Annotated in this window: 12 protein-coding genes; 6 read left to right on the top strand and 6 right to left on the bottom strand. The window is 73.5% G+C overall.

The annotated features are described in order from the left end of the window. Positions 1-9: 9 nt before the first annotated feature. Genes ADK66_RS08955 through ADK66_RS08940 form a run of 4 tightly spaced genes read right to left on the bottom strand, consistent with a single transcriptional unit; the run spans position 10 to position 4,584 of the window. The gene (locus tag ADK66_RS08955) at positions 10-720 is read right to left on the bottom strand and encodes an SIS domain-containing protein (RefSeq protein ID WP_053653489.1); all 711 of its coding nucleotides are present in this window, start codon (positions 718-720) and stop codon (positions 10-12) included. Next, entirely contained in the window at positions 717-1,934 is a 1,218-nt protein-coding gene (locus ADK66_RS08950; protein WP_053653448.1) for a glycosyltransferase, read from the bottom strand. Before ADK66_RS08950 ends, ADK66_RS08955 begins: the two co-directional genes overlap by 4 nt. Further along, positions 1,919-2,893 (bottom strand): glycosyltransferase, encoded by a 975-nt coding sequence (locus tag ADK66_RS08945; RefSeq protein ID WP_053653447.1) that lies wholly within the window; start codon positions 2,891-2,893, stop codon positions 1,919-1,921. Before ADK66_RS08945 ends, ADK66_RS08950 begins: the two co-directional genes overlap by 16 nt. Next, complete coding sequence (locus tag ADK66_RS08940) at positions 2,890-4,584, bottom strand: HAD-IIIA family hydrolase (RefSeq protein WP_053653446.1); 1,695 nt, start codon at positions 4,582-4,584, stop codon at positions 2,890-2,892. The genes ADK66_RS08945 and ADK66_RS08940 overlap by 4 nt, the downstream gene beginning before the upstream one ends. Before the next feature lie 155 nt (positions 4,585-4,739). Between ADK66_RS08940 and ADK66_RS08935 the strand changes: the two genes are divergently transcribed. Together ADK66_RS08935 and ADK66_RS08930 are read left to right on the top strand one after the other, a co-directional pair. Further along, entirely contained in the window at positions 4,740-5,189 is a 450-nt protein-coding gene (locus ADK66_RS08935) for an SRPBCC family protein (RefSeq protein ID WP_053653445.1), read from the top strand. A 142-nt stretch (positions 5,190-5,331) separates the two neighbouring features. Then, positions 5,332-6,099, top strand: a complete 768-nt coding sequence (locus ADK66_RS08930) for a polyprenol monophosphomannose synthase (protein ID WP_053653488.1) — start codon at positions 5,332-5,334, stop codon at positions 6,097-6,099. A 93-nt stretch (positions 6,100-6,192) separates the two neighbouring features. On the opposite strand, the gene ADK66_RS08925 is transcribed toward ADK66_RS08930, so the two are convergent. After that, positions 6,193-7,800, bottom strand: coding sequence for an NAD(P)/FAD-dependent oxidoreductase (locus tag ADK66_RS08925; RefSeq protein ID WP_053653444.1), 1,608 nt, complete (start codon positions 7,798-7,800; stop codon positions 6,193-6,195). Between the two features lie 72 nt (positions 7,801-7,872). Here ADK66_RS08925 and ADK66_RS08920 point away from each other — a divergent pair, with 72 nt between their 5' ends. Further along, positions 7,873-9,306: an aldehyde dehydrogenase gene (locus ADK66_RS08920; RefSeq protein ID WP_053653487.1), complete on the top strand. Its 1,434-nt coding sequence runs from the start codon at positions 7,873-7,875 to the stop codon at positions 9,304-9,306. 51 nt (positions 9,307-9,357) lie between these two features. Here the strand turns inward: ADK66_RS08920 and ADK66_RS08915 are convergent, their stop codons facing one another. After that, positions 9,358-9,759 carry a ChaB family protein gene (locus tag ADK66_RS08915; protein ID WP_053653486.1) on the bottom strand — a complete coding sequence of 134 codons (402 nt, stop codon included), beginning with the start codon at positions 9,757-9,759 and terminating at the stop codon, positions 9,358-9,360. A gap of 168 nt (positions 9,760-9,927) precedes the next feature. Between ADK66_RS08915 and ADK66_RS08910 the strand changes: the two genes are divergently transcribed. The 3 genes from ADK66_RS08910 (at position 9,928) to ADK66_RS08900 (ending at position 11,928) form a co-directional block, all read left to right on the top strand. Next, positions 9,928-10,914, top strand: a complete 987-nt coding sequence (locus ADK66_RS08910; protein ID WP_053653443.1) for a YihY/virulence factor BrkB family protein — start codon at positions 9,928-9,930, stop codon at positions 10,912-10,914. A gap of 82 nt (positions 10,915-10,996) precedes the next feature. Next, positions 10,997-11,413 (top strand): DUF2795 domain-containing protein, encoded by a 417-nt coding sequence (locus ADK66_RS08905; protein WP_053653442.1) that lies wholly within the window; start codon positions 10,997-10,999, stop codon positions 11,411-11,413. A 53-nt stretch (positions 11,414-11,466) separates the two neighbouring features. Beyond that, positions 11,467-11,928, top strand: a complete 462-nt coding sequence (locus tag ADK66_RS08900; RefSeq protein ID WP_053653441.1) for an SRPBCC family protein — start codon at positions 11,467-11,469, stop codon at positions 11,926-11,928. Positions 11,929-12,026: the final 98 nt, after the last annotated feature.

Raw genomic sequence — 12,026 nt, 5'->3', positions numbered from 1 at the left:
TCCTCATCCTCACGCGTCGACCTGCCGTCCCGTACCGCCGTCGAGTACCACCTCGACACCGGTGCGCACCGGCCCCCCGGACGGAAGCCGACCGGCCGGCGCGGGCTCGACCGACACCGGACCGGCGGGTACGACGGCGGCGAGCGCGGCCGGCAGCTCCTGTTCGAGGTACTCGCACAGCAGGTGGCTGGTGACCAGGTGCAGTTCCTGCACGACCTGGGTGTCGGCCGACGGCACGGCGAGCGCCTCGTCGCACACGTCCGCGAGGGGATTGGGCACGGGGCCGGTGAGCGCCCAGGTGGTGAGGCCGACCTCGCGGGCTGCGCGCGCGGCGGCGAGCAGATTGGGGCTGGCACCGCTCGTGCTGAGCAGCAGCAGGACGTCGCCCGGACGGCCGTGGGCGCGCACCTGGCGCGCGTAGACGGCGTCGTAGCCGTAGTCGTTGGCGATGGCGGTCACGGCGCTGGTCTCGGCGTGCAGGGCGATGGCCGACAGCGGCTGACGGTCGTCGTGCAGCCTTCCCACCAGCTCGGCGGTGAGGTGCTGGGCCTCGGCGGCGCTGCCACCGTTGCCGGCCACCAGCAACCGGCCGCCGCCGGCAAGCCGGTGCGCCAGGTCCGCGCCCCAGCGCGCCAGTTGCGGCTCACACCGCCGGTACGGCGTCAGCGCCGCGGCGAGGTTGCCCACGTGGGTGTCGAGCAGACTGCCCGCCGGCATCAGGCCACCACCCTCGTCGGCCGGTGTACCGCCGCCACCTCGCCGTAGATCTCGGCAAGGCGTTCCGCGGTGGCCGCCCACGCGTACCGCGACCTGGCGCGCTCGCTCGCCGCCGTGGCGTACCGGAAGCGCCGGATCCGATCGTCGAGCAGCCGCTGGATGGCGGTGGCCAGGGCGTGCGGGTCGCGGGCCGGCACGAGGTCACCTGTCGTCCCGTCGGCCACCGTGTCCCGGATGCCACCCACGGCGGTGCCGACGACAGGTACGCCGCAGGCCATCGCCTCCAGCGGGGTCAACCCGAACGGCTCGTACCAGGGTGCGGCGACCAGCAGGTCCGCCGAGCGGTACCAACGGCCCATCTCCTCCCGAGGCACCGCCCCGACGAGGTGGACGCGGTCGGCGACCCCGCACGAGTCGGCGAGCGCCCGCAGCCGCCGGGCGTACGGGTCGGTCTCCAGCAGCCCTTCGGGCGGCCCGCCGACCACCACGCATTCGGCGTCCGGGACCAGCGCCATGGCGCGTACCACGGTCTGGAAGCCCTTGCGTTCGACAAGCCGGCCCACCGTCAGGATCCGGGCCCGGCCGGGCTCGCGGTCGGCGGCCGGCCCGAGCGGGGTGAACGAGGTGAGGTTGACCCCGGAGGGGACGACTGTCATCCGCGACCGGGGTACGCCCATCCGGACCAGCTCCCCGACCTCGTCGCGGCACTGGGCCACGACCCGGTCCACCGAACGACCCAGCTCCCGTTCGTAGGAGATGCGCCGGGCCGGGCTGGTGTCCTGCACGCCCTGGTAGCGGCGCTTGACGGTGCCCAGCGCGTGGTACGTCTGCACGACAGGCACCCCGGTCTGGCGGCCGGCCGTCAGCGCCGCCAGACCGCTCATCCAGAAGTGGGCGTGGATCACCTCGGGGACCCAGTCGCCACCCCGCCACCGCTCGACGAGCCAGCGGCTGAACTCCCGCATGTGCGGCAGCAGCGCGTCCTTGACGACCGGCTCGGCCGGGCCTGCGGGTACGTGCACCACGTCGTACCCGTCCGGGGTGCGGACGGTCACCGGCAGGTCGGGGGCGTCGCGGCGGGTGTAGACCCGCACCTCGTGCCCTGCTGCGGCGAGCGCGGCGGACAGTTCCGCGACGTGCGTGTTCTGGCCGCCGGCATCCTCGCCTCCGAGGATGGCGAGCGGGCTGGCGTGCTCCGAGATCATCGCGATCCGCATACTTCCTCCTCCAGCAGCCGGTCCCAGTCAGCGAGGAAACGGTCGAGGCCGTACCTGTCGCGCGCGGCGGTCCGCGCCGCCGCGCCCGCCTGACGTGCGGCGGCCGGTTCGGCGACGAACCGGCTGGCGGCGTCGAGCAGGGTGTCCATCCGGGTGGCGAGGGCCCCCGCCTCCGGGGGCACCGCTGTCACCGCCTCGGTGGTGGCGAGCGCGACGACAGGCATGCCGATCGCCATCGCCTCGATGAGGCTCAGCCCGAGTGACGTCCAGCGGCACAGGTGCAGGTACGCGCGCCGCTGCGCCAATTCGGCGTGCATCCGGTCCTGGGGCACGTCGTCGTGGCTGGTGATCCGGTCGGCGGGCAGCCCGAGGTGGTCGGCGAGGCCGGCGACGCCCATGCCGTACACGTCAAGCGGCGCGATCTCGGCGAAGCGGGGCAGCAGGTCGGTGCCGGTGACCCGTCCCCGCCGTACCGGCTCGTTGATGACCACGGCGAGCCGGTCCAGTTCCCCGGTGTACGACACGGCCGGCGCGACGATGCCGTGGTCCACGACGCTGGTGCGGGCGGTGCCGGTGTCCCAGAAGATCTGGTTGAACCCGGTGACGTGGGCGATGAGCAGGTCGGTGCGGTCGGCCATCGGGTGGCGGGTGTTGGGCACGTCGCCCTTCGGCGTGTTGTGCTCCACGTAGATGGCGGGGACGTCGCGGCCGGGGCGGCGACCGAGCCACTGCTCGGCCAGGTCGACCTCTTCCGGGCGTTGCAGGATGACAAGGTCGACGTCGGTGTCCGGCAGGTCCTCGGGGGCGACCTCGACGGCGCTGTCCGGCCACGGATAGGTGCGGGCCCGGCCGAGGCCGTACGGGCCGCGGTCGGGTGTCGTGGGGATCAGGTAGCGGTGGGCGCCGTGCACGAACGACGTGGTCCAAGAGCCGTGCACGTGCCAGAGCAGGATGTTCATCGGCCGCCACCACCGCTGACGGTGAGCGTCCGGACCGCGTCGACCACCTCGGCCGGGCCGACGCCGCTGAGGCAGGGGTGCCCGGGGACCGGGCAGGTGGCCGCTCGGGTGTCGCGGCAGGGCGCGCCGGCGTCGCCGAGCCGGACTGTGGGCACCCGGTAGGGCCCCCACTGCCCGAAGGGGACAGTCGGCGCGAAGAGGCTCACGACCGGCACCCCGGCGGCTGCCGCCAGGTGCGCGGGGCCGGTGTTGCCGACCACCACCGCCCCGGCGTCGGCCACGATCGCGGCCAGCCCGGCGAGGTCGGTCCGGCCGCCCAGGTCGATGCCGCCGGCCGCCGCGACGCGCGCGGTGACGGCCTGCTCGTCGGGGCCGCCGGTGACCAGCACCCGGTGCCCGGCGGCGGTAAGCGCCCCGGCGATCCGGGTCGCCAGCTCGGTCGGGCACGCCCGGCTCGACGCGGCGGACCCCGGGTGCAGCACCACGTAGCCGGGTTCGCCGGTGTCGGCCGGGCGTGGTGGCACCGAGTCGGAGCGGAGCCGGAGCACTGGTTCGTCGCCGGCAGGCAGTCGGAATCCGGCGGCGGCGGCGAGGGAGAGCGCGCGTTCGGGTTCGGGTACGCCCACCGGCACCCGGTGACGGATGTCCACGAGGGATCCCGGGTAGTCGTCGCTGATCGCGGCGATCCGTGCGATCCCGGCCATCCGCAGCAGCAGCGCCAGCGGCAGCGCGGACTGGTGGAACGAGGTGAACACCACCGCCTGGTCGGCGCCGACGGCGGCGAGGCGGTCGGTCAGGGTCCGCATGGCGGCCGGATCTACGGGCCCCGGCGCGGGGTCGATCCACGGCAACGGATGCTCGATGATCTCGTCGACGCCGGGCAGCAGGCCGGCGGCCGCCCGCCCGCGTGGCCCGCACAGCAGCACCACCCGCTGCGCGCCGGCCGCGACGGCGCGGATCGCCGGCCCGGTCACCAGCACGTCGCCGGCCGAGTCCGAGCGCACCACGAGCGCCGTGCCCACCCGCTCACCGACCTGGACGGGCCGCACCGCCTCCTGGCGGCGCAGGATCTCCTCCACGGCCGACGGCAGGTCGCCGGCCACCCACCCGGCGGCAGCGATCTCCTCGGGTCGGGTCACCGGCGTCGGCACCAGCACACCTGCCGCGCCGGCTGCCAGCGCGGCGGCCACGTCGCGGCCGATGTCGCCCACCAGCACGCACCGCGACGCGCTCGTGCCCAACTCCTGGGCGGCGGCGTGCACCAGGCCGGGCGCCGGCTTGCGGCAGTCGCACCCGTCCGCGTCGTCGTGCGGGCAGACCAGCCAGGCGTCGAAGCGGCCCAGCAACTCCTCGACGCGGGCGTGCACCGCCCGCATCTGCTCCTCGCTGAAAAAGCCCCTGGCCAGGCCCGACTGGTTGGTCACCACGGCCAGGCGCAGCCCGGCGGCCCGCAATCGGTCCAGCGCCGCCCGCGCTCCGGGCACCGGCCGCACCTTCTCCGGGTCGCCGTTGTACGGCACGTCCTCGATCAGGGTGCCGTCGCGGTCCAGCAGCACCGCGTCGTACAGGACGCCCGGAAAGGACCCGACAGTGCCTGAGGGGGACCCGACAGACCCGGAAGCGACCCGGCCAGCACCCGCATAAACCCGGGCTGACCTGCGCTGATACGGATCATCCTGGTCCTGTCGCACAGCCGGCGGGTTCCCGACGCCTTCAGGAGTAAACGTCGTCGCCGGCACGGTGGGGCGGCGACTGCGCGGTGCCCGCGTCGGCCTTACCCGCAGCCCCGGAGAAGCTAACCCGACCTGCCCGTTAGCCCCTGTCGCGGCGCGGGTATGGGAATCCAGTGGCGATAGTGGAGAAAGTGATCGACGCTCCCCCGCAGCAGGTGTTCGACGTACTTGCCGACGGGTGGACGTACAGCGACTGGGTGGTCGGGACGGCACACGTCCGCGACGTGGACGACGCCTGGCCGCGGGTGGGCAGCCAACTGCACCACCGGGCGGGGCCGTGGCCGTTCTCGTTGCAGGACGCCTCGACGGTGCTTGTCTGCGAGCCCCCGCACCGCCTGGTGCTGCGGGCCGGGCTCTGGCCCGCCGGCGAGGCGATCGTGGCGTTCACCTTGGAGCCGGTCGACGGTGGCGCCACCACCCGGGTCCGTCTCGGGGAGGATTTCGCCGCCGGCCCGCTGCGCTGGGTCCGTACGAAGGTCAACGACCTCGTGCTGCACCTGCGTAACCGGGAGACGCTGGACCGGCTCTCCGACATCGCCACCCGGCAGAAGGGGCCGCAGTGACGCGGTCGCGGTGACGAGGGGCGTACCCGCGCCACGCCCCGCGGCCAGCGCGACGGTGTCCGGGCGGGGAGCCTTTTCAATCCGGATCGGGTAACTGGCTACCCTCTGGGGTAGCCGTGTCCGCAAACCGAGGATGTCCGACATGATCGAACCCGTCCAGCTGCCGTCGCCGTGGCGAGACGCACACCTGACCGTCGTGGTGCCGACCTACAACGAGGCGGGCAACCTCCCGGCGCTGGTCGAGCGGCTGCTCGCACTGCCGCTGCCGGGTCTGCGCATCCTCGTCGCCGACGACAACTCCCCCGACGGCACCGGCGACGTGGCCGACAAGCTGGCCATCGAGCACCCGGAGCGGATCGAGGTGATGCACCGGGCCGGCAAGGAGGGCCTGGGCCGGGCGTACGTGGACGGGATGACCAGGGCGTTGGAAGGCGGCGCGGAGTTCGTGGCGCAGATGGACGCCGACCTGTCGCACCCGCCGGAGGCGCTGCCGGGAATGCTCGGCGCGCTGCTCTCCACCCAGGCGGGCGTGGTGATCGGCTCCCGGTACGTGCCCGGTGGCGAACTGGACGAGAACTGGCCGCTGTACCGCCGGGCGCTCAGCGGTTGGGCGAACCTCTACGTGCACACGCTGCTGCGGGTGCGGATCCGGGACCTCACGGCCGGCTTCAAGATCTGGCGGGCCGACGCGCTCAAGGACATCGGCCTGCACCGGGTGCAGTCGAACGGCTACAGCTTCCAGGTGGAGATGCACTACCTGGCCACCAAGCTCGGGCACACCATCCTTGAGGTGCCGATCCGCTTCGAGGAGCGGCGCGACGGCGTCTCCAAGATGACCACCGCGACAAAGGTCGAGAGCGCGTTGATGCCGTTCCGGCTGCGCAGCAAGCACCGCAACATCACCGGCTGACCCACGCCCGACCGGCACCACGCCCGACCGGCACCACGCCCGACCGGCACCACGCCCGACCGGCACCACCGCGAGGCGGGCCGGCCGGGTTGTTCAGTCTGCGTAGACGGCGCGATGGGCGGTGGCGATGGCCGCCGCGTACGCCCGCCCGGTGAGGGCGCGGTCGCGGGCCAGCGCGGCACGGGCCGCGTTCGCGCCCGGAGCGCCGTGCACCCCGCCGCCGGGGTGCGCCGACGCGCTGGCCAGGAAGAGCCTGTCCACCGGGGTGTCCGCGCGGCCCAGGCCGGGGATCGGGCGCAGGAACAGCTGCTGGTACGCGGCGGCGGTGCCGCCACCGAGCGCGCCGCCGACAAGGCTCGGGTTGCCCTTCTCCAGGTCGGCGGGCCCGGCCACGTGCCGGCCGACGACGAGCTGCCGGAAGCCCGGCGCCGCCGCCTCCAGCACGTCCTCCATCCGGCCCACGTGCCCGGCGATGTCCTCGGCCCGCCAGTCCCGCCGGAACGGCAGATGGGTGTACGCCCACAGCGACTCGGTGCCCGGCGGGGAGTGACTGGGGTCGGCCACCGACATCTGCCCGACCAGCAGGAACGGGTCCCGGGGCAGCTCGCCGCGGGCCAGCTCACCGGCGTAGGAGGTCAACCCGTTCAGGTCCGCGCCGAGGTGCACGGTGCCCGCGCCGGCGACCTGCCGGTTGGTCCACGGCACCGGCGCGGAGAGCGCCCAGTCCACCTTCAGTGTCGAGCCGTCCCACCGGAAGTGCGCCAGGTCCTCCACCAGCCGGCTCGGCAGCACTGCCGCCCCGACGAGGTCGAGGTAGAGCGCCGGTGCCGGCACGTCGGCGAGGACGGCCCGGCGGGCACGCCAGAGCGAGCCGCCGTCGGTGCGTACGCCCATGGCCCGACCCCGGGCGGTGAGAACCCGGTCGACGCGGGCGCCGTAGAGGATGCGGCCGCCGCGCTCCTGCAACCGGGCCACGAGCGCGTCGGTGATGCGCCGTGCGCCGCCGTCGGGCACCGGCCAGCCGACCTGCTGCCCGAGCATGGCCAGCAGCCAGCCGTACACGCCGGAGCCGGCCTCCTCGGGCGACAGGTCGGTGTGCAGGGCGCAGCCGGCGAGCAGCGCGGGCCCGCCGGGGCCGTCGAAGAGTTCGTCGCCGAGCTTGCGGACCGGCACCACAAGGCGCCGGCCCAGCCGCAGGGCGCCCGCGATCCGCAGTTGGCGCAGCAGGCCGAGCCCACCGCGCACGGGCGGGAACGGGGTGGTGATGGTCGTGAGCATCGGGTCGGCCACGTCGAGCCAGTCGCCGTACGCGTCGAGCCAGCGCTTGCCGTCGCCGGGGGCGAACTGCTCCAGCGACGCGGCAGTGACGTCCGGATCCCTGTTGACCACCGCGGCCCGGCCGTCGGGGAGCAGGTGCGCCAGCACGTCGGGGGCGTGACGCCAGCGCAGCCCGTACTGGTCCAGGCCGAGCTCGTGCAGCACTGGTGACGCGTACCCGAGGGGGTAGAACGAGCTGTAGAGGTCGCTGAGGTAGCCCGGCGCTGTCACCTCGGCGGACTGGACCGCGCCGCCGGGCACCGCTGTGGCCTCCAGCACCACCACGTCCCATCCGGCGTCGGCGAGCAGGTTGGCCGCGACGAGACCGTTGTGGCCGGCCCCGACGACGACGGCGTCCGCGCTCTGCGCGCCGGTGGTGGTCATCGGATCCGCCTACCCGGCGGGCAACCGGGCGAAACGCGTTTGCCTCCCCCGGGCCGGGGCATGCAGCGCCGCATGTACACGGTTGCGCAGTTGGTGGGCGGAGTGTGGGGCACCGGCGGTGCGGGCGGCGAACTTGTCGTCCACGATCCGGCGGACGGCTCCCCGGTCAGCTCGGTGCCGGTGGCCACCGCCGACGAGGTGGGCAAGGCGGCGCAGGCGGCGCGTGAGGCGGCGGCCGAGTGGGCGGCGACCGCGCCGGCCGAACGGGCGGCGGCGCTGCATCGGGCGGCGGACGCGGTGGCGGCTGCCATCGACGAGCTGGCGGCGGCGGTGACCGCCGAGATGGGCAAGCCTCTCGCGGACGCGCGGGGCGGGGTCGAGGCGGGCATCGGCACCCTCCGACAGTACGCGGAGCTGGCCCCGCTGCGCGGCGGGCGGACCCTGCACGGCGCGGTGGACGCGATGGACTTCATGACCCCGCAGCCGCGTGGTGTCGTGGCCGCGATCACCCCGTGGAACGATCCGGTGGCGGTGTCCTGCGGGCTGCTCGGCGCGGCACTGGTCACCGGCAACGTGGTGCTCTACAAGCCCAGCGAGCGGACGCCCGCCACGGGCTGGCTGCTGGCCCGCGCCCTGGACGAGGCGCTGCCGGCGGGTGTGCTGTCGCTGCTCACCGGCGGCCCGGAGGTCGGCGCGGCGCTTGCCGCCCAGGACGTCGACGTGGTGGCGCACGTGGGTTCCACAGCTACCGGACGGGCGATCGCCGCCGCCGCGGCCCGCACCGGCGCGAAGGTGCTGCTGGAGAACGGTGGCAGTGACCCGTTGATCGTCGACGCGGACGTCGACCCGCTGTGGGCGGCCGGTCAGGCCGCGCTCGGTGCGTTCGCCAACGCCGGGCAGATCTGCGTGGCGGTGGAGCGGATCTACGTGCACCGGCAGGTGGCCGAGGATTTCGTGGCAGCGCTCGTGGGGCACGCCGACGCGCTGCGGGTCGGGCCGGGCCGGGATCCGGGCACCGAGCTGGGCCCGCTTGTCGACAGGCGGCACCGCGACCACGTGCACGGTCAGGTGACGACGGCGGTTGCCGACGGCGCGCGGATCCTGGTCGGCGGCGAGGTGCCGGACGGGCCGGGCGCGTTCTACCCGGCCACTGTGGTCACGGACTGCCGCCACGACATGCCGCTGGTACGCGAGGAGACCTTCGGGCCTGTCGCGCCGGTGGTGGTCGTCGACTCGTTCGACGAGGCCCTGCGCTGTGCGGCGGACTCACCGTACGGCCTGGCCGCCACGGTGCTGACCGGGTCGATGAGTCATGCCCAGCGCGCCTGGCGGGAGCTGCCGGTCGGCACCGTGAAGGTCAACGCGGTGTTCGGCGGCGCGCCGGGCGGTGCTGCGCACCCACGCCGGGCCAGTGGGCACGGCTTCGGGTACGGCCCGGAGTTGCTCGACGAGTTCACCGCTACGAAGGCGGTGCACATCGAGGCGCCGGGCGGCGGCCACTGGTGAGCGTACGGGCGGGGGCAGGGGTGGCACCCCCGCCCGTACCGGTCGGGCCAACTAGCCGCCACGCGCCTTGCGGGTGGCGCGGTCGTTGGCCTTCTCGATGGCCTTGACCAGTTCCGGCTTCGTCATGCTGGACCGGCCGGCCACGTCCAACTCGCGGGCCACCGACAGCAGGTGGTCCTTTGTGGCGTTGGCGTCCACCCCACCTGCTGTGGGTGCCCGTCGCTCCGGGCCACCGCCGGCGGCCTGCCTGTCGCTCGGTCCCTTGCGGCCCTTGGGCTCCCAGTGGTCGCCGACCTTCTCGAACTGGTGCTTGACAGCGGCGAACGCGGTGCGGTGCGACCGCTCCCCCTCGCCGTAGGTCTCCACCGCCGAGTCGTGCGTCTTCTCCCAGGTGCGCTGCGCCTTGTCCGGGGAGCGTCGCAGCGTGCTGGGCATGTCCTCGCGCCCGGGCATCTCGTCCTCCTCCGTGTTGGACAGGGTCTCTGTGACCGTTCCCCTACCCCGGGGCGGCAAACCGAGGGCGGCGTCGGCACGGCGGGGTTTGTGGATTTCGCCACGCGGGTACCGGCCAGGCCCGACCGGGTGATCGGTCATCCGGCGGCCGGGGCACAGGGAGCGGGCATGACGACCACGGAGCCCGGTACGACGCTCGGCGGCTCACTCGGCGCTCGGGTGCCTCGGCGGATCCGGCAGCTGAGCTTGCGGACCTGGCGCGGGGTGCTGGCCCGCAGCGTGCGGAACTTCGTCACCGACAACTGCTCGGACTGGGCCGCCGCGCTCACCTACTACGGGGTGTTGGCGCTCTTTCCGTCCACAATCGTGGTGGTGGCCCTTGTCGGCCTGGTGTCCAGCGGCGAACAGACGGTGGACACGGTGGTGGACCTGGCCCGGCAGGTGGGCGCCGGGTCGGTGGTGGCCGACGACGGCGTGGTCGGGGTGATCCGGGCCGTGGTGGTCGAGCAGAGCAACGCCAAGGCGCTGTTGAGCTTCGGTCTGCTCGGCGCGCTCTGGTCGGCGTCGGGTTTCATCGGCGCGTTCACCCGCGCCTCGAACGCGATCTACGGAGTGACCGAGGGCCGGCCGGTGTGGAAGCTGCGGCCGTTGCAGATCGGGCTGGCCGCGATCACGTTGGTGCTGCTCGCGGTGGTGGCGCTCGGGCTGATCATCAGCGGTCCGGTGACCGACGCGGTCGGCGAGCTGGTCAATGCGGGTGGCCTGGCCCGCACGGTGTGGAGTGTGGCGAAGTGGCCCGTGCTCGCCATGATCATGATGGCGTTGCTGTCCCTGCTGTTCTGGATCGCCCCCAACGTGCGCCAGCCCCGGTTCCGCTGGCTCACCCCCGGCGGAGCGGTGGCCCTGGTGTCCTGGGTGGCGGTCTCCTTCGGCTTCGGCCTCTACGTTGCCAACTTCGGCTCGTACGACACGACCTACGGCAGTCTGGGCGCGGCCATCGCGTTCCTGGTGTGGCTCTACCTGTCCAACTCGGCCCTGATGCTGGGCGTGCAGATCAACGCCGAGGTGCAGCGGGGCCGGCAGTTGCAGGCCGGCGACCCCGACCCGGAGGAGCCGGTGCTGCCGCCACGCAAGCCGGCCGACGACGACTCCTGACGTCCGGCCAGGGCCGGCCCCCGGGGGACGTTCGTGACCCGGTGCCGGTTTACCCGCCGGGGCCCCGGGTAGCCCAAAAGGCATGGAGCGTGGCAACAGCAAGCACGGACCGAGGATCGACGAGCAGATGAGCCAGGAGGTCAGCGGCCTCGTCCAGGGGCCGGGGACCGGTGGTTCTCGGGTCGACGAGTCCCGGGTGCCGGAGCCGGCCGGCGAGGACCAGCCGGAGGCCACCACGGCCCCGGCCGGTGACCTGCGCACGGGCACCCCGCAGGGGATGAGTTCCGAGGACGTCGAGCAGCGCAGCCGGCTCGGCCGGTTCATCTCGATGAGCGCGCTGCCGGGCGACCGCCTGGTGCTCATCGCCAGCGCCCGCGAGAACGAGGCGCCTGACGACATCGTGGCGGCGCTGGAACGGCTGCCCGAAGGCACCGAGTATCAGACCGTCTCCGAGGTCTGGGCCGCGCTCGGCCACCGCAACGAGACAACCCGCTGGTAAGAGGGATCGCCCCCCGATCCTGACGACGACCGGCGACTGAAGGAGGTTTTCTGATGAGTGGCGTTACCGAACACGTTGAGGTTTCCGTACCCGTCCGCACCGCGTACGACCAGTGGACGCAGTTCGAGGAGTTCCCCCACTTCATGGAGGGCGTGCAGGAGGTCCGGCAGGTCTCCGACACGATGACCCACTGGACGGTGGACATCGCCGGCGTCAAGCGTGAGTTCGACGCCGAGATCACCGAACAGCTCCCCGACGAACGCGTCGCGTGGCGTTCCACAGGGGGCACGCAGCAGGCCGGTGTGGTGACCTTCCACCGGCTCGACGAGAGCAAGACGCGGGTCACCCTGCAACTCGAGTTCGAGCCGCACGGGGTCGTCGAGCAGGCCGGCGACAAGCTCGGAATCGTCGATCGGCGGGCCAAGGGCGACCTGGAGCGGTTCAAGACGTACATCGAGCGGCGCGGTCACGAGACCGGCGCCTGGCGCGGCACGGTGGACCGACCGCAGCCGTGATGGTGAGACGCATTCGCGCGATGGCCGCCGGGTTTCCCGGCGGCCATCGCCGTCTCTCCGGCCGGGCCGGCCAGTTTGCGATCATCACGCCCGGGTAC

The organism is Micromonospora sp. NRRL B-16802, from assembly GCF_001279555.1.
Taxonomy (GTDB): Bacteria; Actinomycetota; Actinomycetes; order Mycobacteriales; family Micromonosporaceae; genus Micromonospora; species Micromonospora profundi.
The sequence above is the reverse complement of the archived record's forward strand: the minus strand, read 5'-3'. Positions and strand labels throughout refer to the sequence as shown.